Source organism: Rhizobium oryzihabitans (assembly GCF_010669145.1).
In the GTDB taxonomy this organism is placed as follows: domain Bacteria; phylum Pseudomonadota; class Alphaproteobacteria; order Rhizobiales; family Rhizobiaceae; genus Agrobacterium; species Agrobacterium oryzihabitans.
In genome coordinates this window covers 2,474,112-2,497,402 of sequence record NZ_CP048632.1, presented here as the reverse complement: position 1 = coordinate 2,497,402, position 23,291 = coordinate 2,474,112, and the positions used below count along the sequence as shown (strand labels likewise).

General features: G+C 58.9%; 15 protein-coding genes and 3 pseudogenes. 10 read left to right on the top strand and 8 right to left on the bottom strand.

The window, feature by feature from the left end; translation table 11 throughout:
* Positions 1-8: 8 nt before the first annotated feature.
* From G3A56_RS12755 to G3A56_RS12745, 3 genes are read right to left on the bottom strand one after another with little or no spacing between them, the layout of a single operon-like run.
* Complete coding sequence (locus G3A56_RS12755; RefSeq protein WP_003492317.1) at positions 9-866, bottom strand: carbohydrate ABC transporter permease; 858 nt, start codon at positions 864-866, stop codon at positions 9-11.
* Positions 863-1,747 carry a carbohydrate ABC transporter permease gene (locus G3A56_RS12750; protein WP_003492321.1) on the bottom strand — a complete coding sequence of 295 codons (885 nt, stop codon included), beginning with the start codon at positions 1,745-1,747 and terminating at the stop codon, positions 863-865. Before G3A56_RS12750 ends, G3A56_RS12755 begins: the two co-directional genes overlap by 4 nt.
* A 12-nt stretch (positions 1,748-1,759) precedes the next feature.
* Entirely contained in the window at positions 1,760-2,941 is a 1,182-nt protein-coding gene (locus G3A56_RS12745) for a Gfo/Idh/MocA family protein (protein WP_082183003.1), read from the bottom strand.
* Between the two features lie 439 nt (positions 2,942-3,380).
* Here G3A56_RS12745 and G3A56_RS12740 point away from each other — a divergent pair.
* The 4 genes and pseudogenes from G3A56_RS12740 (at position 3,381) to G3A56_RS12725 (ending at position 7,275) form a co-directional block, all read left to right on the top strand.
* Positions 3,381-4,135 (top strand): annotated as a pseudogene (locus G3A56_RS12740) (GntR family transcriptional regulator).
* A 26-nt stretch (positions 4,136-4,161) separates the two neighbouring features.
* A pseudogene (locus G3A56_RS12735) lies at positions 4,162-5,183 on the top strand (SIS domain-containing protein).
* Positions 5,180-6,345 (top strand): annotated as a pseudogene (gene nagA, locus G3A56_RS12730) (N-acetylglucosamine-6-phosphate deacetylase). The pseudogenes G3A56_RS12735 and nagA overlap by 4 nt, the downstream one beginning before the upstream one ends.
* 3 nt (positions 6,346-6,348) lie before the next feature.
* Positions 6,349-7,275, top strand: a complete 927-nt coding sequence (locus tag G3A56_RS12725) for an ROK family protein (RefSeq protein ID WP_082183014.1) — start codon at positions 6,349-6,351, stop codon at positions 7,273-7,275.
* Between the two features lie 6 nt (positions 7,276-7,281).
* Here the strand turns inward: G3A56_RS12725 and G3A56_RS12720 are convergent, their stop codons facing one another.
* A complete protein-coding gene (locus G3A56_RS12720; RefSeq protein ID WP_164056408.1) occupies positions 7,282-8,544 on the bottom strand; it encodes an FAD-dependent oxidoreductase in 1,263 nt (420 codons plus the stop codon).
* A 34-nt stretch (positions 8,545-8,578) separates the two neighbouring features.
* A complete protein-coding gene (locus G3A56_RS12715) occupies positions 8,579-9,280 on the bottom strand; it encodes a phosphatase PAP2 family protein (RefSeq protein ID WP_082183019.1) in 702 nt (233 codons plus the stop codon).
* A gap of 186 nt (positions 9,281-9,466) precedes the next feature.
* Here G3A56_RS12715 and dxr point away from each other — a divergent pair, with 186 nt between their 5' ends.
* Complete coding sequence (dxr, locus tag G3A56_RS12710; protein WP_082184529.1) at positions 9,467-10,660, top strand: 1-deoxy-D-xylulose-5-phosphate reductoisomerase; 1,194 nt, start codon at positions 9,467-9,469, stop codon at positions 10,658-10,660.
* 39 nt (positions 10,661-10,699) lie between these two features.
* On the opposite strand, the gene hemA is transcribed toward dxr, so the two are convergent.
* Positions 10,700-11,917: a 5-aminolevulinate synthase gene (gene hemA / locus G3A56_RS12705; RefSeq protein ID WP_035241168.1), complete on the bottom strand. Its 1,218-nt coding sequence runs from the start codon at positions 11,915-11,917 to the stop codon at positions 10,700-10,702.
* Positions 11,918-12,287: 370 nt separating this feature from the next.
* Between hemA and G3A56_RS12700 the strand changes: the two genes are divergently transcribed.
* The 5 genes from G3A56_RS12700 (at position 12,288) to G3A56_RS12680 (ending at position 21,632) form a co-directional block, all read left to right on the top strand.
* Complete coding sequence (locus G3A56_RS12700) at positions 12,288-12,539, top strand: YMGG-like glycine zipper-containing protein (RefSeq protein WP_003492347.1); 252 nt, start codon at positions 12,288-12,290, stop codon at positions 12,537-12,539.
* Between the two features lie 175 nt (positions 12,540-12,714).
* Positions 12,715-14,640: an autotransporter assembly complex protein TamA gene (locus tag G3A56_RS12695; RefSeq protein WP_082183021.1), complete on the top strand. Its 1,926-nt coding sequence runs from the start codon at positions 12,715-12,717 to the stop codon at positions 14,638-14,640.
* Between the two features lie 45 nt (positions 14,641-14,685).
* A complete protein-coding gene (locus tag G3A56_RS12690; RefSeq protein WP_164056404.1) occupies positions 14,686-18,846 on the top strand; it encodes a translocation/assembly module TamB domain-containing protein in 4,161 nt (1,386 codons plus the stop codon).
* Positions 18,847-19,084: 238 nt separating this feature from the next.
* Positions 19,085-19,561: a chemotaxis protein CheW gene (locus G3A56_RS12685; RefSeq protein WP_003504949.1), complete on the top strand. Its 477-nt coding sequence runs from the start codon at positions 19,085-19,087 to the stop codon at positions 19,559-19,561.
* Between the two features lie 334 nt (positions 19,562-19,895).
* Positions 19,896-21,632, top strand: coding sequence for a methyl-accepting chemotaxis protein (locus G3A56_RS12680; protein WP_164056402.1), 1,737 nt, complete (start codon positions 19,896-19,898; stop codon positions 21,630-21,632).
* A 53-nt stretch (positions 21,633-21,685) separates the two neighbouring features.
* On the opposite strand, the gene fdhD is transcribed toward G3A56_RS12680, so the two are convergent.
* Positions 21,686-22,498 (bottom strand): formate dehydrogenase accessory sulfurtransferase FdhD, encoded by an 813-nt coding sequence (gene fdhD, locus G3A56_RS12675; protein WP_082183028.1) that lies wholly within the window; start codon positions 22,496-22,498, stop codon positions 21,686-21,688.
* A gap of 269 nt (positions 22,499-22,767) precedes the next feature.
* Complete coding sequence (locus G3A56_RS12670) at positions 22,768-23,178, bottom strand: F0F1 ATP synthase subunit epsilon (protein WP_082183031.1); 411 nt, start codon at positions 23,176-23,178, stop codon at positions 22,768-22,770.
* Between the last annotated feature and the right edge of the window lie 113 nt (positions 23,179-23,291).

The window sequence follows — 23,291 nt, the reverse complement described above, 5'->3', positions numbered from 1 at the left end:
ATTGTTGATTATTTCACCGCGCCGGCGGTCAGACCGCTGACGAGATATCGTTGCATGAAGAAGATGACGACCATGGCCGGCGCAATGCCGACGAAGCTGGCTGCCATCAACTCATTCCAGATGACTTCCTGACGACCGAAATAAGCGAACAGACCAATGGGCAGCGGCATATATTCGGTCTTGGAATTGAAGGTGAGCGCGAAGATGAACTGCTGGGCATAGGCGCCGATGAAGGTGGTGATGGAGACGACCGCGATGCCCGGCATCGCCAGCGGCAGGATCACCCGGCGGAAGGTATAGAAATAGCTCGCACCATCCACATAGGCCGCTTCCTCCAGCTCACGCGGGATACGCAGCATGTAGGTCCGCAAGAGCCAGATGGCTGTCGGGATCAGAAAGGCGGCGCCCGGAATGATCATCGCCAGATAGGTGTTCAGCACGCCCATATTGCGCATCAGCCGGTAAAGCGGGATCAGAAGGACCGCGCCGGAAAACATGTTGATCGCCAGAAACGCGCCGAGCAATTGCCCGCGACCGCGAAACTGGAACCGGGCGAAAGCATAGGAGGCCGGCACCACCAGAAGCAGAACGATGATCGTCGAGATCGTCGAAATGAAGAAGGAGTTGAAGACGTAGCGGGCAAAGCCGGGAACACTGACCCACATCGTCCGATAGGCCTCGAAGGAACCGTTCTCCGGCCAGAATTTATACGGCGAGGAAAACAGCAGGCTGAGCGGTTTCAGCGAAACCAGAAACCCTTCCACGAAAGGCGCCAGGACGAAGGTCAGGAACACGGCGATGCCGCAATAGATCCCGACCATTTCATACCACCTGTAGCGGTTGATCATCGCATTCTTGTCGGTCATCGGCTGGCCTCCTGCGAGATACGGCTGGTGATGCGGAAGTAGAAATAGGTGAAGATCGACAGGAAGATGCAGATCAGCACGGCGCGGGCGGCACCCTCACCGTATTTGTAAGAGCCGATCGCCGTCTTGTACGTGTCGATGATCATGGTCGTCGTCTGGCCGGTCGGACCGCCCTGCGTCAGGATCCAGATGATGTCGAAGGAATTGAAGGTCGAAATCAGCGAGATCATCGACATGGTGATCATGGCGGGCAGCATCAGCGGCAGCGTGATGCGGCGGAAGCGGTAGGCGCGGCTTGCCCCATCCGTCCAGGCCGCCTCGTAAAGGTCCTGCGGAATGGCCTGAATGGCGGCCAGCAGATAGAGCGTCACCATCGGCACGCCGATCCACACATCGGTGATGATGGTCGCCCAGAAGGCCGTATTGCCATAGGCGAGGAAAGCGACCGGACCATTCACCAGGCCAAGGTTCTGCAGCACGCCGGAAATCATGCCGAACTGGCCGTTATACATCCAGCCCCACATAAAGATGCCGATAGCCATCGGCACGATCCAGGGCGGCATGGTCAGGATGCGAAACAGGGCGCGGCCGGGAACGGCAGAGTTCAGAAGGACCGCGCCAAATGTGCCGATGATCATCTTTATCGAGACGGAAAAGAACGTCCAGATGAAGGTCCGCGTGATGACATCGGCAAAAGTCGCGTTGAAGATCTTGTCGTAGTTTATGAAGCCTACCCAATTCGTCGTTTTTCTGAGCGACGCATCGGTAAACGACAGGATGAAGGTATCGACGAGCGGATAAGCAACGATAACCGTGATGTAGAGAAGTGCCGGCAAAAGAAGAAGCCAGGCAAAGACGACCGCGCTGCGTTTCGCATCCATCGCCGCGCCCCCTTAAGCCGATTTCGCCGCAGGCGTCTTCGGCTGCCCGTGGAGCGCCAGATCGTATTCCTCCCACACCGGCTTGAGATCCACCACCTTGCGGCCGTGGCGCGCCTCATCCATGGCAAGCGCCAGAATGCCGGCCTCGATGGCATCAAGTGCGGAAACCGGCAGCGGCGTGCCCTTGACGATATGGTCGATCACGTCCTCGGCCATCTGCTCATCCGCACCGTAATGCTGAGAGAGCACGGTCGCCGCCGAATAGGTCTTGGCGACAGTCTTTTCGTTAGTCCGGGCATTGTGCACGTTCAGGAAACCGCGCACGAAATCGCCCTCCGCCATGCCTTTGGCGCCAATGACGCAGAAACGGCGGAAATCGTCGGGAACGTTGAGATTCGTATGGAAGGCAAGCGACGCGCCATTCTCATATTCGACGATCGCCGTCTGGTAATCGATGATGTCGCCGTCGCTGTCGAAGACCTTCTCGGAGCCCATCCAGCCGCTCGGCTTGCGATGGTAGACCTCCATGTCGTTGATGCCGTCATTCTGTGGGGCATTCGCAGGCGTGAAGCTCTTGCGTCCGCCGAAACTCGACACGAAACGCGGCCGCGCACCGACAACGCCATTGTAGAGATCAAGGTCGTGGCAGCATTTTTCCAGCATGAAGGAGCCGGAATAATTTTCGTAACGCCGCCAGTCGCGCATGAAGAACGCGCCATGATAGGGCGGGATATGTTCCGAAGCCTCGATGGAAACGACATCGCCCAGCTTGCCTTCGGCCTGCGCGGCGCGCAGATCGCGGTAAAGCGGCGAATAACGCAGGACCAGACCCACCAGCAGCCGCTCATGACCATGCTTGTTGAGCAACCGGGCGAGTTCAAGGCTTTCCTCGATGCTGACGACGATGGGCTTTTCGGAGAAGATAGTGCAACCGGCCTCAAGCCCGATGCGGATATGCTCGAGATGCATATGGTTCGGCGAGCCGATCATCAAGAGGTCGAATTTCTCGCCGGCGATCAGCGCCTCGGGGCTGTCATACGCCTTGCCAACCGAAATGCCTTTTTCCTTGAGACCGGGCAAACCAGCCGGCGCGGGATCGACGTAACCGACGATCTCGAAGTCCTTGTCAATCTCATGAAAAACGTAGCCCAGATAACCGAGACGGAATCCGAGTCCGATAATTCCCACCTTCATGAACTTTGTTCCCTGTTCATTCGTAATTCATTTTCGCAGAAGTAACCATTTCTGTGCTGGTTATTCACATATCTGCGATAATTTCCTGCCACGATGAAATTAATTTTCACAACGGTCAAGCTAAATTCGATTTCGCCAACCCTGCGGAGGACCGGAGATCGACTTTTCCCGTCGGAGCGCAAGCGAAACAGACCGCTGCAGCCACCAACGCAAAAAACAATACCAAAAAAATGCCAATCGTCTAGAGCAATTCCTGCAGTGGGAAATTTTTTTTGGTTAATGCGAAAATATCAAGCACATAGCCCGATTATTCAGCAAAAACTCGAAAAAAACACCGATTTATCGTACAAATACGCTAATGGTTCTATTTTGGTATTGCCGATTGCGATGCTTATGGTATAGCCAAAATTCGCCACATCGATTGTGACAGAGGTTATGCATGAACGGCGCAGCGCTTAATCTGGACGACCTGCAATCGGGGGCGGTGGCCCGCTTTACCTGAAACTGCGTCAGACGATTGAAGATGCCATCAATGCCGGCCGCCTGAAACATGGCGACGCCTTGCCGCCCGAGCGCGACATTGCCGAAAGCGCCTGCGTCAGCCGTGTCACGGTGCGCAAGGCCGTCGACGATCTTGTCCGCGACGGCCTTCTGGTCCGCAGGCACGGTTCGGGCACCTTTGTCGTCAAGCCCATCACCCGCATGCAGCAGCCCTTGACGAAGCTGACCTCATTTACCGAGGATATGCGCCGCCGGGGCATGGCCGCAAGCACCCGCTGGCTGGACAGGGGACTGTTTTATCCGACCGGTGACGAGATGATGGCTCTCGGCCTGTCCCAATCCGCCATGGTTGCAAGGTTGACACGACTGCGCCTTGCCAACGACCAGCCGATCGCACTCGAAGTCACGAGCCTGCCCGGTGACATTCTGCCCGACCCGCAACTGGTGGAAAACTCGCTTTATCTGGAGCTTGAGAAAAACGGCATTCGCCCCGTCCGCGCCATTCAGCGCATCTCCGCCCGCAACCTGACGGATGAGGAGACCCTGCTGCTGGGCGTTCCGCCGGGCTCGGCTGCACTTTCGGTGCAGCGCATGGCCTATCTGGAAAGCGGACGCCTCATGGAAATATCCCGCGCCCTTTATCGCAGCGACGCCTATGACCTCGTCGCCGAACTGACGATGACCTCCGACTGAAACAAATCGACCAAGGACAGAAAACGATGACAACCCTGATGCGCCAGGAAATCAGCGAGATTCCCGATGCCGTCGCCCGTCTGCTGGACAATGCGAAAAATGATTTCCACGAGGCCGGCAGCCAGCTGAAGGCCCGCGATCCCGCCGTTATCGTCACGATTGCGCGCGGCTCCTCCGACCACGCTGCACATTTTCTGAAATATGCGATCGAATTGCAGACCGGTCTTCCGGTGGCCTCTCTCGGACCGTCGCTCGCTTCCATCTACCAGACGAAACTGCGGCTGGAACGGGCGGCGGCCTTCGCCGTGTCGCAATCGGGCAAAAGTCCCGACATCGTTGCCCTGGCGCAAAGCGCCCGCAAGGGCGGCGCGCTCACCTTTTCTCTCGTCAACACCCTGCCTTCCCCCTTGGGGACGCAGCCAATCAGGCGATCGATATCCAGGCAGGACCGGAAAAAGCGGTTGCCGCAACCAAATCCTTCGTCAATTCCATTGTCGCGGGCCTCGCGATCCTTGCCGAATGGACGGAAGACAGCCTGCTCGCCAAGGCCGTCAGCACCCTGCCACAGAATTTCGCCAAGGCGATCGCGCTTGACTGGAGCCATATCGGCGAGGCGGTGAAGGGCGAGGAATCGCTTTATATGCTGGGTCGCGGTCCCGCCCTTGCGATTGCCGCAGAAGCCGCGTTGAAGTGCAAGGAAACCTGCGAGCTGCATGCGGAAGCCTATTCATCGGCGGAAGTCATGCACGGCCCGGTCTCGCTGGTCGCACCGAAATTTCCGGTCATCGCCTTTGCCGCGCGCGACCGCGCCGAAACCTCCGTAACGGATATTGCCGCAAGCCTCGCTCAAAAAGGCGCGAATGTTTTCGTCACTTCCGCCAAGGGCAGCCCGGCCAAGCCCCTGCCCTTCGTGGAAACCAACCATCCGCTGACTGATGCCTTGCTGCTGATCGCGCCGTTTTACGGTTTCATCGAGCAATTGTCGCGTGCAAGAGGCTTCAACCCGGATGCGCCGGTGGCATTGAAGAAGGTCACTGAAACCCAATGAGCGGCACCAGGGCATTTATCGGCGCACGCATTTTCGATGGCGCCGCGTGGCACGATGACAAGGTGCTTCTGACCCGCGACGGGCATGTTGCCGCAATTTCGGACAGCGTACCCGCCGACGCCGAAACAATCGATGTGAATGGGCTGCTGATCGCGCCGGGCTTCATCGACCTCCAGGTCAATGGCGGCGGCGGGGTCATGTTCAACAACCAGCCGGATGTGGCAGGCATTGCCCGCATCTGTTCCGCTCATGCGCAATTCGGCACCACGGCGCTGATGGTCACGCTCATCACCGACCGGCCGGACGTGACCTCCAAGGCGGCGCAGGCGGGCATTGCCGCCAGCAAGGCGCAGGTGCCCGGTTTCCTGGGCCTGCATTTCGAAGGGCCGCATCTTTCCGTTGCGCGCAAGGGCACGCATGATCCGGCGCTGATCCGCAAGATGGAGACGGCCGATCTTGCAGTTCTGACCGGCTGCAAGGCGCAACTTCCCTTCGTGCTGACAACCATTGCCCCGAAAACGTGACGGCCGAACAGGTTAAGGCCCTCAGGGACACCGGCATCGTCGTCAGCCTCGGCCATACCGATACCGGCCTTGATGTGGCAACGGCCTATGCTGAAGCCGGCGCATCCATGGTGACCCATCTCTTCAACGCGATGAGCCCTCTTGGCCACCGCGAACCGGGGCTGGTCGGAGCCGCGCTTTCGAACGGTGGACTGGATTGCGGGCTGATCGCCGATGGTTTCCATGTCGACCCGGCTGCAATCGGCATTGCGCTTCGCGCCAAGATTGGCCCGGCCCGCATTTTCCTCGTCACCGATGCCATGTCCACCATCGGCACGGATGACGACGGTTTCGAACTGAACGGCCGGCAGGTCTATCGCAATGGCGGCCGTCTGACCTTGGCCGACGGCACGCTTGCAGGTGCGGATATCGACATGCTCTCCTGCGTCCGCTTCATGCATGAGAAGATGGAAACACCGCTGGAAGAGGCGTTCAGAATGGCCTCAGCCTATCCGGCGCAGGCAATCGGCGCCTCCGGCAAGGGTAAACTTCTGCCCGGTTTCGATGCTGATTTCGTCATGCTGACACCCGACCTCCAGATGCATTCGACATGGATCGGCGGAGAAAAAACCTATGATGCCAAACGCTCGGGAGTGTGAACCATGATCGTTTGTTTCGATATTGGCGGAACGACCATCAAGGGCGCAATTGCCCATGCCCCGGACGATATCCGCCCCGTACCGCGTATACCGACGCCGAAAACCAGTTTCGAGGACTTCGCCGCCGGCCTGAAATCCGTCATTGACGAGAGCGGCGGCACACCCGGCTGCGTCTCGCTGTCGATTGCCGGCGTCATCGATCCGGAAACGGGCAAGGCCACCGTTGCCAATATTCCCAGTATTCACCGTACCGTCTTGAAGGACGAGCTCGAAAAGGCGCTCAACCTTCCCGTCATCGTTTCGAACGATGCGGATTGCTTCGTGATCGCCGAATCGGAAATCGGCTCCGGACAGGGTCATCGCGTCGTCTTCGGCGTCATCCTCGGAACGGGTGTCGGCGGCGGGCTGGTGATCGACGGCAAGCTCATCAACAGCGATGGCGGTTTTGCCGGTGAATGGGGCCACGGCCCCGTGGCCGCAACATTGGCGGGCAACCCGCCGGTCTCGCTGCCGCGCTTCGAATGCGGTTGCGGGCTCACCGGTTGCGTTGATGCGATCGGCAGCGCGCGCGGCATGGAAAAGCTGCATATGCATCTTCACCGGCAGGATTTGACCAGTGAGGATATTATTGCCGCATGGCAGGCAGGCGATGCACAATCCGCCAGAACCATCGATGTTCTCATCGATATTCTCGCTTCACCGCTGGCGATGGTGATCAATGTCACCGGCGCGACCATCGTCCCGGTCGGCGGCGGGCTCTCGAATTCCAGGGAACTTCTGGCTGCTCTGGACGAGGCCGTCAGGAGCCGCATTCTGAGGCGCTTCAACCGCCCGCTCGTCGTGCCCGCCATTTGCCGGATCGAGCCGGGTCTGATCGGTTCGGCTGTTATCGGGCTGAAATATGCGAAGGAAATCGGGAACGCGGCTTAAGCCGCGTTACACCGTCTTGATCTTTTCCCGACGAAAGCCCAGCCCCACCAGCCGGCCGGTCAAATGGGCAAAAAGCGGAAATCGCATGATCGCCCGCACAAAGGCGGGCGGGCCTTTGGGCTTTTCCACCCTATCCGTATCCGCCTGCTCTTTCTTGCGGCCGATACGCATCATCCGCTGCAGAAACTGTGTGGCCTTGGTCGGGAAGGACCGGCGTTTCTGAATTGCGGCGAGATCATCATCGGCAACGGCCCGGCCGGACAAGAACACCGGCACGAGCACATTGGCCGCGGCCACGGCGTCCTGAACAGCGAGATTGATGCCGACACCGCCAACAGGCGACATGGCGTGGGCCGCGTCGCCGATGCAGATGAGGCCTGGTTTCCACCAGCGCTTCAACCGGTCGATACGAACGGTCAGGAGATGCACGTCATCCCAACTTTTGAGTTCATCGAGCCTCTCGCGCGGGAAAGGGCAGATTTCCGCGACCCTGTCCCTGAAGGCTTCAATTCCCTGCAGCTTTATGTCCGCGAAAAAGCCCTTGCGCACCACATAACCGCATTGCCAGTAGTCGCCGCGGTTGATCATCACGAAACCCTGCTGCGAGCCCGCATGCCCCATGGTTTCGGTTGGATCACCCGGCTGTTTCGAAAGGCGCAACCACAGCACTTCGGTCGGTATACCGAAGCGCTGCACTTCGAGGCCAGCCGCCTCTCGGACGATGGAATTGCGGCCGTCCGCGCCCACCACCAGATCAGCGGCGATCTCGATCGCGCCTTCCGGCGTATTGACGATGAGACCGCCAATACGCCCGTCCCTCTCGATCAGGCCGGTCACCGGCGCATTCATCAGCAGCCGGAAATTTTCATATTGCCCGGCCTTGCCGACGATGAAATTGAGAAAATCCCATTGCGGCATGAACGCAATGAAGCGATGCCGGACCGGCAGCCGCGAAAAATCCGCGATCGTGATGCGCTCGCCGCCGATGACCGCGTTCAGCCGTGGCGCGCGTGTATGCGGCAGGCTCAGGAACTCATCGATAAAACCCAGTTGCTCCATCAATTCCAGCGTGGAAGGGTGGATGGTGTCGCCGCGAAAATCACGCAGAAAATCCCCGTGTTTCTCGACCACCGTGACATCGATGCCGCTGCGGGCAAGGAGCAGGCCGAGCATCAGGCCGGCCGGCCCGCCGCCCGCCACGACGACCGACGTGCGGATGTGTTGAACACCACTACCGTCATTTTCCGCTACGACTTTCGCTTCTTCCATCACCTTCCCCCTGTTTCCGTCCCTTTAAAGGTCTTTATCGTGAATCCGCCGCCGGAAGGGTTGCATTTTTCGGCTGCGGCCAGCCGTGCGCATCGAAGCGAAAAAGCATTTCGGATCGGGCGAAGATAAAGGCGAAGGCCATGGCAGTCCACATGCCAAGCAACAGCCCGGCGGCGACATCGCTTGGGTAATGCGCACCGACAATGACGCGCGAAACGCCGATGACGAGGGCAAGCAGGAGAAACACCCAGCGGAAGCGCGGCATCAGCATGGCGAAGACGCCAAAAAATGCCCCGGCAGCGGTCGAATGGCCGGAGGGGAAACTTTCATAGAGATTGTCGCCGGTGAAGGGCGTGAGGCTGTAGGCGCCCATCTCCAGAAGAAGCTCCGGCCGCGCCCGCCCGATCAGGAATTTCAGCGTGTGGACGAGAATGCTGGCCGTACCGATCGTCAGGAAGAAATAAGCGAGAAGCCGCCATGCGGTTCGCAGCCGCCCGGCATAGGTCCGCGCCTGCAGGACCCGCGCGCCGACATAGGCAAGGATTGCGAGAGCCCCCGTAGAATAGAGCATCCAGCTGAATGTTCCGAAATCGGTAATGGAGCGATTGAAGGAAACGATCGTTCCCGGCAGGGCCTGGGCACGTTCAGAAAGGCGCGGGTCAAAAGGAATAAAGACCAGAACCAGCACAATGCTCGCCGCAAAAATCCAACCACTGGAAACAAGGAAACGTCGCATCAATATCCTCTCATCGTTTTTCTTGCATATGGCTTTGCCGTCCACAAAAACAATAGCCGGGCTTTGTCCTTGTTATGGCTGGTTTTCGCGAGTAGAGGCTAATGCATGTCGCCCGAAACTGCGTAGCGGTTTCGGGAGAACGTCATGCACCCAAGGTGCGAACTGGAAACGACCGACGGACTGAAGATGACGACTGCCAGTGAAATGCCGCGCAAGCTGACGATATTGGGTTCGACGGGCTCGATCGGAACGAACACGCTGGATGTCGTGCGTCAGCTGGGGGGCCGTGGCCAATTCGAGATCATGGCGCTCACCGGCGCAGGCAACATCACCCTTCTGGCGGAACAGGCGCGCGAATTCGGCGCTGAGCTCGCGGTGACTGCCGAGGATGACAAATACGAGGCGCTGAAATCCGCACTTTCCGGCACCGGCATCAAGGTTGCAGCAGGCAAATCAGGCCTCGAAGAGGCAGCCTCGATGGATGCAGGCTGGGTAATGGCGGCGATAGCGGGAACACCCGGTCTCGCACCCACATTGACGGCCGCACGGCGCGGCGCGGATATAGCACTTGCAAACAAGGAATGCCTCGTTTCGGCGGGCGATGTTTTCCTGCGCACAGTCAAACAGGGCGGCGGCAGGCTGATCCCGGTCGACAGCGAACATAGCGCGATCTTCCAGTGCCTGACGGGCGAACACAAACAGGCCGTGGAACGCATCGTGCTTACGGCTTCAGGCGGACCGTTCCGCACCTGGTCGCGGGAGCAGATGGCCAATGTTACGGCGGATATCGCCCGCGCCCATCCCAACTGGTCCATGGGGTTAAAGGTATCGATCGGCAGCGCCTCGATGTTCAACAAGGGTCTGGAAATGATCGAGGCGAAATATCTCTTTGATCTCAGGCCCGATCAGGTGGAGGTGATCGTCCACCCGCAGTCGATCGTGCATTCAATGGTCGGTTACAGCGATGGCTCCTACATCGCACAACTCGGGTCGCCCGATATGCGAACCGCCATCTCCTATGCCCTTACCTACCCCGAGCGCGGCAATCTCAATGTCGAGCGTCTGGATTTTGCAAAACTGGCGCGGCTCGATTTCGAAGCGCCCGACGAGATCCGGTTCCCGGCGCTCCGGCTGGCGCGCACGGCGCTGGAGCGCGGGGGCCTGCAGGGCGCGGCTCTGAACGCAGCCGAGGAGACCGCCTTTCACGCCTTCGTCGAGGGCGGCATCGGGTTTCTCGATATGGCCGAGATCGTCGAAACGGTCATGGACCGTATGCATGATGGCCGATCCGGCGCAACGATTGACGATGTGTTCGCGGCGGACGACGAAGCCCGGAACCACGCGCGGGAACTGATCGCCACCAAAGAAAAGGCCGCGTAAACGCGGCCCCGTTCTTCTCTTGATATTTGAACTGCGGCCTTAGGCCACTGCACGAGCCAGCGCGCAATGCGACCAGAGCTGGTGCAATGCACCGACCAATTGCTCGATGTCGGCATCGGTATGCAGCGGTGTCGGCGTGATGCGCAGGCGCTCTGTCTTGCGCGGCACGGTCGGATAGTTGATCGGCTGCACATAGACGCCGTGATTGTCGAGCAGGATATCCGAAATCCATTTGCACTTGGCAGCATCACCGACCATCACGGGCACGATATGGCTTGGATTGTCCATATGCGGAATGCCGCGCGCGTCGAGAAGACCCCGCAGCTTGCGCACCCGATCCTGATGGCGGGCGCGCTCGAAGGGACTTGCCTTCAGATGCTGGATCGAGGCAATCGCGCCGGCGGCAAGCGACGGCGGCAGGGCCGTCGTGAAGATGAAACCGGATGCAAAGGAGCGGATGAAGTCACAGACCGCCGTAGAGCCGGTAATATAACCGCCCATCACGCCGAAGGCCTTGCCGAGCGTCCCTTCGATGATCGTCAGGCGATCCATGAGACCTTCGCGCTCGGCAATTCCGCCGCCGCGCGGTCCATACATGCCAACGGCGTGAACCTCATCGAGATAGGTCATGGCGCCGTAACGATCGGCGAGATCGCAGATTTCCTTGATCGGCGCGATATCGCCGTCCATCGAATAGACAGACTCAAAAGCGATGAGCTTCGGCGCGTTCGGATCGGCCGCCTTGAGTTTCGCCTCGAGATCTTCGAGATCATTGTGCTTCCAGATCACCCGCTCGCAACGGCCGTAACGGATGCCTTCGATCATCGAAGCATGGTTCAGCGCATCGGAGAAAATGATCAGGCCGGGAATTTTCTGGCCGAGCGTACCGAGTGTCGCCCAGTTGGACACATAACCCGAGGTGAAGATCAGCGCCGATTCCTTGCCGTGCAGATCGGCAAGTTCCTGTTCAAGCAGGACATGGTAATGATTGGTGCCAGAAATATTCCGGGTGCCTCCCGCACCCGCGCCACAGTGATCGATGGCGGCTTTCATGGCTTCGATGACTTTCGGGTTCTGGCCCATGCCGAGATAATCGTTGGAGCACCAGACCGTTACGTCCTTGCGCTCGCCATTGGCGTTGTACCGTGTCGCGCGGGGAAAATTGCCCTGCTGGCGCTCGATATCCGCAAAAACGCGATAGCGTCCCTCAGAATGCAGGCTCTGCAGTTCCGCCGTGAAAAATGCCTCGAAGTCCATGCCATGCTCCAGAATTGACCAGATCGTTTTCTCCCCCGACATCGGGACCGTCAACCCTTTTGGGCCACTTTAACCGCGTCTGCGTCAATTCGCCGTTGTTTTGAACCATTCCAATAAACCGTTTATAGAACCCAATGAAAAGTACAAAATTGATTCACATCAAAAAACCGCGAATTTTGGAACCTTTTTCGCGACGCGCCGTTGTTTGGGACGCAATCGATTTACGCTCGGAGGAATGCCTGAACTCGAGGCTTCCCTAAACGGCATCGAATTGTTAGTTATCTGTGGCGGTCGGAGGTAGCAGTCGCCGCAGATAAATATGGGACGCCTACCGAGCCGAAGAGCTCATTGTAACGTTGGAGAGAGTTTCATGAAAAAGGCAATCATATTTGCGCTGGTCGGCCTGTCGCTTGCAAGCTGCACGCAGACTGAAAAGGGAGCTTCGATCGGTGCCGTTTCCGGTGCGGTCCTTGGCGGCGCTATCACGGGCAATGTTCGTGGCGCGGCAGTGGGCGCAGCGATCGGCGGCGTAGGCGGTGCCTTGATCGGCAATGCTTCCGAGCCGGGCTATTGCTATTATCGCGACCAGTACGGTCAGCGTTACACGGCGCGTTGCCGTTAATCGCATCGCGAAATACCGTTGCACAGAAGCCCCGGTCACCCGGGGCTTTTTGCGTTAAGACGGGCAAAACGCAAGCCAAAGGGTCCTCAACGCCGTTTATTTATGATTAAATTGCAATGTTAACGGACAGGAAACGGGTTAGAGCCAAAATAAATGCTCAACCATAAAGCAGCTTATGCGAAGAAAACGGACTAACCCGAAGACAGGTATTGCGTATCGGAAAGCTGGCACCGCTCTTGCGGTTGCCATGGCGTTCGCCCTGTATCCGGCTTTTGCCCGCGACGCCTTTGCCTTCAAACTGTTCGGTGTGCGCCTCTGGGGTTCGGAAGAACCGGAGGTTGAGGTTATCAATCCGGTCAAATATGCCGTCACGCTCAACGCGCCCGATGCCGACAAATCGTTGACAGGCAGCCTCGAGAACAGCTCGCTCCTTCTGGCAGACAAGGACAAACCCGCCTCCGGCGATCTTGGCCTTCTGATAAAGGCAAGAGATGACAGGGACAGGCTGATCGCAGCTCTCTATGAAAACGCCCGGTATGGCGGCATCGTCAATGTCACGGTCGCCGGCAAGGATGTGGACGCTCTGCCGCCCAATCCGGTATTCGATCACAGCGCACCTGTGCCTGTGGTCATAACGGTGACGCCAGGTCCGAAATTCACGCTCGGCAGCGTCCGCCTCGAAGGCGATGTGACGGGCCGCAACCTTGAAGAATACGGTCTCATCACCGGCGGCGATGCCGGGTCTTTGGCAATCATCCGCGCCGGCAACAAGCTGATCGAGGATCTGAAAGCCGAAGGCCGCCCGCTTGCCAAGCTGACGAAACGCGAGGCCGTCGCAAACCACGCGACGAACACGGTCGATATTACCATGGCCGCCGAAGGCGGGCCCGTGGCTCCCCTCGGGGAGGTCACTGTGACGGGCGAAAAAACCGTCGACGGCGACTTCATTCGCCGTTATTCACGCCTCAATGGCGGCGAGCCCTATTCGCCCGAAAAACTGCGCAAGGCTGCGGACAGGCTGCGCCAGCTGGGCGTGTTTTCCAGCCTGACAATCAAGGAAGCAGGAACGCTTTCGCGCGACGGCTCCATTCCGCTCACCATCGAGGTGTCGGAGGGCAAGCACCGCTATTTCGGCGTCGGCGCCCAATATTCCACCACCGAAGGCATTGGCCTCCAAGGTTATTGGGGCCACAGGAACCTGTTCGGGCAGGCGGAATCACTGCGCATCGAAGGTTCGGTTTCGCGCATCGCCGAAGCATCCAGCGTCGAAGGCATGGATTATTCGGCCGGCATCACCTTCACCAAGCCCGGCATGTTCAATCCGCGCACCACCTTCAAGACAAGCCTGATCGCCAAGACCGAACATCCCGATACCTATGAGGCGAAGACGCTGACGGGAACGGCCGGTTTCAGCTATGAGCTGAACGATACCGACACCGCCGCCGCCGGTCTCGAGGTGCAATGGGCCGATACCGAAGATGCTTTCGGCAAGAACGAATATCTGACCACCTCCATACCGCTGGAATTCGTGCGCGATACACGCGACGACAAGCTCAACCCCACCGAAGGCTTCCGTGCATCGGTAGCGGCGAAGCCCAGCTATGAGGCGCTGAACGGCACGTTCTTTTCCTCCTTCGAAGGCTCCATCACGGGCTACAAGGGGCTTGGCGCCGAGGACCGGCTGATCATGGCCGGAAAACTCTCAGGCGGCGTGCTGGTCGGCGGCAGCGACCTGCAGGACATACCGACCACCCGGCGTTTTTACGCCGGCGGCGGCGGCTCGGTTCGCGGCTATAGCTACCAGGAAATATCGCCCTATAATGCAGCCGGGGATGCAACCGGCGGCCGCTCTTATGTGGTAGGCTCCGTCGAAGCCCGCATCAAGGTCACCGATACGATCGGCATCGTGCCTTTCATCGATGCCGGCGTGGTTTCGGACGAAGTGACCCCCGATTTCTCCGATATCCGGGCTGGCGCCGGTATTGGTCTGCGTTACGCGACGCCCTTCGGGCCACTGCGTCTCGATGTTGCCATGCCGCTTGATAAATATGATGGCGGCAACAGTTTCGGCATTTATGCTGGCATCGGCCAGTCTTTTTAAACGCCGCAGTCGAACACCCTTACAACAGAGTGTAGATTACCCTTGATGAAAACGTTGATTCGATTGCTGAAATGGCTGGGCTACGCTGCATTGTGCGGCGTTGTATTGGTATTGCTTGCGGTTCTATTCGTTGGCTTTACCCCTATGGGCGCGAGAATTGCCGCAAAGCAGATTTCATCGCTCGTTTCCACGCCCGATCAGACGATCGAAATCACGCCTCCGAGCGGGCTTTTGACCGGTCACCTGCGGCTCGACAATGTTACCCTTTCGGACCGGCAGGGACCCTATGCCCGCGTGAACCAGATCGCCGTCGACTGGTCGCCGCTCTCGCTTCTTGCCGGAACCTTCCACGCGGACAGGGTGTCGGCTGGATCGATTGACGTCGAGCGCAAGCCGCTTCCCGCTGAGGAAACCGCGACAGCAAGCTCCGGCAACTCCTCGCTGCCAATCGAAATCGCCATCGATAATTTCAGTTTTCCCGATATCAGCCTCGGGCAGTCGCTCCTAGGCCGCCCCTTCGACCTGACGGCCGAAGGCAATCTGAAGGCGGCGCAGGACGATATGCGGCTGTCGCTGACGGCCAACCGGCTGAATGCTCCCAATGCCTCCGTCAATGCGGATGTCGCATTTCTTCCGAATGAAAATGTGCTGAAGCTGAAAGCGGAGATGAAGGAGCCCGAAGGCGGGCTGCTCGCTACGCTGCTTTCGCTGCCCGGCACGCCCGCCGTGGCGATCGACGTGAACGGCGAGGGTCCGCTTTCCGATTGGACCGGAACCTTGCGCGGCAACGTCGCCGGCAACCAGGTCGTCAATGTCACCGGCCACCATCTTCTTGGTGATGACGGCACGCGCCGCATCGAGATTGCGGGGGGCGGCCAGCCCGATCTGCTTCTGCCTCCCGCCTTCCGCCAGCTTTTTGCCGGCGAGACGAAACTTGACGCAAACGCCACGCTCTCACCGCAGGGCCGCATCGAAATCGGCAGCAGCACGCTGGAGACCGGCACGTTGCTGCTGACAGCCTCGGGCATCGTCGATCCGAACGGCCAGAACGATCTCAGCGCGAACCTCATCGGCACCGCCGGTCCGGTAGATTTTCGCTGGCCGCTGAGCAATGGCGAGGTTCAGGCCCTCATCAACGGGCTTGATCTTTCGCTGAAGGGCAACGCCGATGCCGCACATCTCAAGACCACGGCGTCATTGCGCAGCCTTTCTTTGCCGCAAGGCAAGCTTGACGATATCAAGCTGACGGCGGAAAGCACCGATCTCAATATTGCCGACCAGAGCGGCACCATCCAGACCGTCCTTTCCGTCGCGCAATCGTCCTTCGTCAGCCCGGATATCGACCGGCTCGTGCGCGCGCCCGTCACCATCAAGGCGCCGCTCCGCCTCACCTCTTCCGCCATTGGTTTTGACGGCGCGACGCTGGAAAGCGCCAGTGTGGGCGGAACGCTGAACGGCAGTTTCGACCTTGCCAATAATCGCCTGACATCCAGCGTGCAGCTTTTCGCTTTGCCCGCCACCCTGCCGCCGGCGCTTGCCGAAAAATTCGATACCACCATCGCTCTCCAGGGCGATATCGACCTGATCATCGGCGGGCGCACCAGCGTTCAGAACCTCGTGGTCAAATCAGGAACGATCGAAGCGGCCGGCGATGTCAGCCTCGAAAACGACGCGTTGAGCGCCAATCTGACAGGTAAATTTCCGGCGCTCGAAAAGCTGACGCCGCAGGCAAAAGGCGTTGCGGATTTTGCAATCGAAGCCAGCGGCGCGCTCGCCGCACCTGATTTCAATGTCACCCTGAGTTCCGAAAGTGCGATCCTTGCCGGACGAAAACTCGAAGCACTGAAGGTCAACGCCTCAGGCAAGGCCGATCCCAAGGCCCCGCAGGCGAAACTGACGGCCAGCGGCAGCCTCGACCAGCAGAAAATTGACGCCAACGCCAATGTGGTGCAGACCGAAAACGGTACGGCGATCCCCGAGCTTCACGTCGCGGTGGGCCGCAATATCTTGAACGGGCAGCTGCAATTCTCGCAGCAATTCCTCCCCTCCGGCAATCTTTCCTTCAACTTCCCGGATCTGGCTCTGCTGGCAGCCCTTGCCGCACAACAGGCGGAAGGCGACGCTGCCGGCGATATAGCGCTGAGCAACGAAAATGGCCGGATTGCCGCAACGATAAAGGCCAATGGCGGCACCATCCGTCAGGGCACGACGACGATCTCCAAGCTCGCTGCCGATATCTCCATCGATAACCTGCAGGCGCTTGCGATCAATGGCAAGGTCAGTGCCGATAGCGTCAATGCGGGCGCCGCCTCGATTTCCGGCCTGAATGCCACCATCGGCCATTCCGGCACAACAACGCAATTCGACGTCAACGGCCGTTACGACAATGCACCGCTGGTGGTGAAGGGTAGCGCCGATACCGGCGGAACACCGATGACGGTAAGGCTCGACACTTTTTCCGCCGCCCCGAAGGGCATAGCCGTGCGGCTCGAAAAGCCGAGCACCATCGCGATCGAGAACGGCACGGCCCGCATTTCCGGTCTGACCATCATCACAGGCGACGGGCGCGTCGAGGTCAACGGTACTGCCGGATCGACGCTCGACATCAATGCCGATATCCGTTCGCTTCCCGCCAGTCTTGCAAACGCCTTCGCTGCCGGGCTGGATGCGGCAGGCAGCATATCCGGCACCGTCAGCGCCAAGGGGGCGGCATCCGACCCCTCGGTTGATTATAATCTGAACTGGGCGAATGCCGAGGTCGCGCAGACCCGCGCCGCCGGGCTTGCAGCGCTTGGCATCAAGGCAAATGGCCGCTTTGCCGGCGGTACGCTGCAGATCGACACCAATGTGACCGGTCAGGGCGGCATGTCGCTTGCGGGCGGCGGCTCCCTTGGCATTGCCGGCAACCGCCCGCTTTCCATGGCCTTTACCGGCAGGCTGCCCTTCTCTGCAGTTGCCGCGCAGACCGCCGACCAGGGCCTCGATGTGGATGGCACGGCCGCCATCGATGTGAAGATTTCCGGCAGCGCCTCCGCACCCGTCGTGACCGGCAGCATCACCACCGATGGCACACGCCTGACCGATGTGCGCCGGAACCTGACCGTCAACGGACTGGGTGCAACCATCACCTTCGATCGTGACCGCGCCGTCATTTCCCGATTGACGGGCAAGCTGGCAGGCGGCGGCACAATCTCGGGAACCGGCAGCGTCGGCATAGCCGGCGGCTCGGGTTTCCCCGCAGATATTTCGATCACGCTGGATCGCGCCGGTTATAATGACGGTACGTTGGTGACCACTGTGGTAAGCGGCACGCTGACATTAAAAGGCCCGCTGCTGAATTCGCCCGTTCTCGGCGGCAACCTGACGCTGGACAGGAGCGCCATCACCATTCCCGAAAAGCTTCCGGCCTCGCTGACGGAAATCGACGTCAAGCACAAGAATGCCCCACCGAAGGTCCGCGCGCAGGCGAAAGCACTGGGTGGCGATCAGGGCGGCAGCGGCAGTTCCTCCACCATCAATCTCGATCTGCAGGTGAACGCCCCAAGCGGCATCTTCGTACGCGGACGCGGTATCGACGCCGAGTTGACAGGCAATCTGACGATACGGGGCACGGCGGCTGTTCCCGTCATCTCCGGCGGCTTTGAAATGCGTCGCGGCAGGCTGGAAATCCTCACCCGTCGTCTTGATTTCACCACCGGCAACATCAGCTTCGGTGGCGGCCTCATCCCGGTTCTCGATATGAAGGCGGACTCGACGGTCGGTTCAACCACCGTCACGGTCGCGGTTTCCGGCAATGCCAACGACCCGACATTCGCCTTCTCCTCGGCCCCTGCCCTGCCGCAGGATGAAGTCATGGCCCAGCTGATCTTCGGTCAGTCCATGTCGAAACTCTCCGCCCTGCAGATCGCCCGACTGGCGGATGCCGCCGCCCAGCTTGCCGGCGGACGCTCCACCTCGCTGTTCGACAAGCTCAGAAGCAATCTCGGCGTCGACGATCTTGATATCTCGACGGATTCCGAAGGCCAGGCCCGCGTTTCCGCCGGCAAATATCTCAATGAAAGAACCTATCTCGAATTGCAGCAAAGCGGCGATTCCGGTGCCAAAGCCATAATCAACCTCGATGTCGGGCGCGGCGTGAAATTGCGCGGTGAAGCAGGCGGCGATGGCGAAGGCGCTGCCGGCATATTTTACGAGAAAGAATACTAAACACTCCAGTAAAAATGCGTAAATCAAAGAAGAGAGTGTTTTCACGTTTCGAAGGAACGAAAACACTCCAGAGCCGTCCGCATTTAGGTTTGCGAAACCATCTCATGTTACGAATCCTCCATTGAAGACGGAAATATTGTTTCCGGCTGTTCAGGCACCAGGCAGAACGCCAAATCCGCATATGCAAGTGTCGGTGCACTTGCGCCGGCCTCCACAGCGAGCATTGGGAAGAATTCTGATGGCAATGATTAACTCTACCAATTTTGGCGGTGAGACGCTCGAAATCATCGCGTTCCGCCTGCATGATCAGGAATTCTGCGTAAAGACCACGACCATCCGCGAAATCCGCGGCTGGGCGCCTTCCACGCCCATTCCCCACGCGCCGAAAGACGTCATCGGCGTCATGAACCTGCGCGGCTCGGTCATTCCGATCATCGATCTGGCCCACAAGCTCGGCATGAAGAGCACCGTCGCCAATGAGAGAAGCGCCATCGTGGTGGCTGAAGTGCACAACATGGTCATCGGCATGCTCGTCGACCGCGTGTCCGACATTCTGACGATCCCGGCAAATCAGGTCCAGCCGGTTCCGGAAATCTCCGCCTCTTTCGACAAGTCCTATTCCGAAGGCATCATCGCCAACGAACATGGCATGATCTGCTTCCTGAACCTTGCAAAGATGTTCAAGGGAACCGAAGCGGAAGATCTCGCTGCCTAAGCAGTCATTCACTCGATTATCGACAATTAAACAGACCGCCGGAGCACAAGCCCGGCGGTTTTTGTTTTTTGTGCCGATCTCATTTTATCAAATAAGAACATTTTAATATTATAGATATCTAATATTAAAGGCCGAAGATCAGTACGCACTAAAAGGATACCCGACCGAGGCCAAGAAGTCGCAAGTGCCTGAATTGCCGCCTCGGCGGCAGAACCTGTCCGATGTTCAAACTAATACGGCGTGAACCGCATAACAGTGTAGTTCGCCGCACCGTGGACCGATATTTGGGGGACGTCCAATGCTGGGGTTAGGGAAAAGCGCAGATAACCGAAACATGCTCGATGCGATATCCAGATCGCAGGCGGTTATAGAATTCGATCTTGAAGGCAATATTCTCACGGCAAACAGCAATTTCTGCAAGGCGCTGGGCTATGAGCTCGCCGAGATCGTCGGCAAACATCATCGCATCTTTTGCGACAGGGATCTCGCAGCCTCGCGCAGCTATCAGGAATTCTGGGAATCCCTCGGCCGAGGCGAATTTCAGGCCAAGGAATATCGCCGCATCCGCAAGGACGGTTCGGTCATCTGGATCGAAGCGTCCTACAACCCGGTCTTCCGTTCGGGCAAACCCTACAAGGTCATCAAAATCGCGACCGATATCACCGCCAAGAAGATCAAGGCCGTCGAAGACGCCGGCAAGCTCGAGGCGCTTTCCCGCTCTCAGGCCACCATCGAATTTTTCCCCGACGGCACGATCATCACCGCCAATCCGAATTTCTGCGCTACGGTGAATTACGACCTCAAGGAAATCGAGGGCAAGCACCACCGCATGTTCTGTGATCCCGCTTACGCAGCGTCTCCGGCCTATGCCAATTTCTGGCCGCGGCTGGCATCGGGAGAATTCATTTCTGACGAGTTCGTACGCTACGGAAAGAACGGCAAGGAGATATGGATTCAGGCCGCCTATAATCCGGTGCTGGATGAGGCGGGCAAGGTGGTGAAAGTCGTAAAATTTGCAACCGACGTCACGCCGCGCATGAGCGCCATTACGGTTCTTGCCGATGCCCTGCAGGCGCTGGCCGAGGGCGATCTGGTGCAGCGGCTCGACAATAGCTTCGTGCCAAGCATGGAGAAGCTTCGGCACGACTTCAACGACGTGGTCGGCAAGCTCCAGACCACAATGCAGACGATCGCCCACAACGCCTCGACAATCGCATCCGGCTCGGGCGAGATACGCATAGCTGCGGATCAGCTCTCGCAACGCACCGAACAGCAGGCCGCCTCGCTGGAGGAAACCGCAGCCGCGCTGGAGGAAATCACCACCACCGTCACCGATGCCAGCCAGCGCGCCGGCGAGGCCGGGAAGCTGGTGCTGCGCACGAAAGATCACGCCGAGCATTCCGGTGAAATCGTTCAGCAGGCAATTTCCGCTATGGATGCGATTTCGCGCTCCTCCGGCGAAATCACCAACATTATCGGCGTCATAGACGACATCGCCTTCCAGACCAATCTTCTTGCCCTGAATGCAGGCGTCGAAGCTGCCCGCGCCGGTGAGGCGGGCAAGGGTTTCGCTGTCGTGGCACAGGAGGTCCGGGAACTTGCGCAACGATCCGCCGTTGCGGCCAAGGAAATCAAGTCGCTTATCAACACCTCGCGCGAACAGGTGGCCAATGGTGTTGATCTGGTCGGCAGAACCGGCGGTGCTCTGCGGGATATTCAGTCCCAGATGGGCGAAATCGATGCCAATGTCTCGGCCATCGTCGAAGCCTCGCGCGAACAGGCGAATGGGTTGAGGGAAATCAACCAGGCCGTTAACGTCATGGATCAGGCAACCCAGAAAAACGCCGCCATGGTGGAGGAAACCACCGCCGCCAGCCACGGCCTCGCCAATGAAGCTGAAACGCTACACGAATTGCTGCGTCAGTTCAGAATCTCGCATGTGGCTTCGCCATCGTCTGCGCAATCGGGCGACAGAAAGCCAGCCATCGTCACCAGGCTGCCAGCACCGCAACAGCGATATTCCGCAGCGAGATCTCATGGGAACGTGGCGGCAGAATGGGCGGAGTTTTAGATATTAACACCGCACCAGGCCGGAAGGCCACCGACAGATGGTGGCCCCTGGCGTTATAAAATAATGCGGTCCGCACGGGTGAAGATTTCGAAGTCTTCACCCCGCACCAACGCAACGAGCGTGATGCCTGCTCTCTCGGCGGTTTCAATGGCAAGCGCGGTGGGGGCCGATATTGCCGCCAGAACGGGACTGCCAAGGATCGCCGTCTTCTGAACCATTTCCACCGACAGGCGGCTGGTGACAGCCACGATGCCCGCCCTGGCTGATATGCCGGCGTTGACGACAGCGCCGGCAAGCTTGTCGAGCGCATTATGGCGGCCGACATCCTCGCGCGCAGCAAGCAGACCCTTTTCGGGATTATAGAACCCCGCACCGTGAACGGCCCTCGTCTCGCGGTTGAGGTCTTGCGCATCATTGAGCGCCTTCATTGCGGCGACGATCTCGTGACCCTCAACGGATAGTTTCGCGCCACTCAAATCCGGTACGAGGCGCACGGCCTGTTCGATGGATTCGATACCACACAGACCGCAGCCAACCGGACCCGCCATATGCCGCCGTCTCGCGCGCAGGGCGTCTGCTTCTGCATCCCGCAGATCCACCTGGAGATCATAACCTTGCCCCGCTTCGATCACCTCTACCGAGAGGATTTCCGAACGCGCCGATATGATACCCTCGGTGAGGCTGAAGCCGATGGCGAAATCGACAAGATCGGCTGGGCTCGCCATCATCACGGCATGGGTGCTGCCACCATAAGAAAAGGCAACGGGCACCTCTTCCGGAACGGATCGCTCACCCGCGGCGACTGTGCCCTGTCGTAGGGCAGTTCTTGCGACCCTTCGGTAACTTGCCTTTGCCGACACGATCATCCCTCCATTGCAAGAAGGCACCTCTCTCCGCTCGCGGCTGACAGAAGCTGCATTTCTTCTCAACATCACCTCTAGCCCAAGGCCCGGAAAATCGGAATCTATTTCAGGCCGTTGAGCGCGTCGATCGAGGCAGGGACCTTACGGAGGGGGACTTCTTCCCCTCATCCCGAGAGACAGGCACCGGCTTAAAACAAAAAAGCGACCGAAGCGGCCGCTTTTCTGGTTTGATATTGTGTGGGCAGTCATTCTTTCGAACCCGCCCGGTGCTTTCAAGCAGCGACGAGAACCTCATGCAGGTTCGTCAGTTCGTAAAGATGCTTCTCAAGCTTGGTCAGATGCTCGTGCTGGTGATTGCCTTCTTCGATTTCAGCCTTGGCCGCATCGATGCGCTTCTGCAGCGTATCGGGGGACATATCGTCGGCCGAAACGGCGGATTCCGCCAGAAGCGTGCAACCCGTCGGAAGAATATCGGCAAAACCGCCGAAAACGACGTATTTATGCGTTTCACCGGAGGCAAACTTCACCGTCACCAGACCCGGCTTGATCGTCGTCATGGTCGGCGCGTGATTGGCCAGCACCGTCATCTCACCCAGCGTAGCCGGGATGACGACTTCCGTAACCGTTTCGGAAACGAGCAGACGTTCCGGGGAAACGAGATCGAATTTGAAACTGTCAGCCATGGCTATTCACTTCTTTTCAATTACGCGGGCGTCACGGACTTGTCTTTTACAACGCCGGCCTCACCATTTCGGTTTCGCCGTCATTGCCGGCAAGGCGCGCGGTTGAACCACGC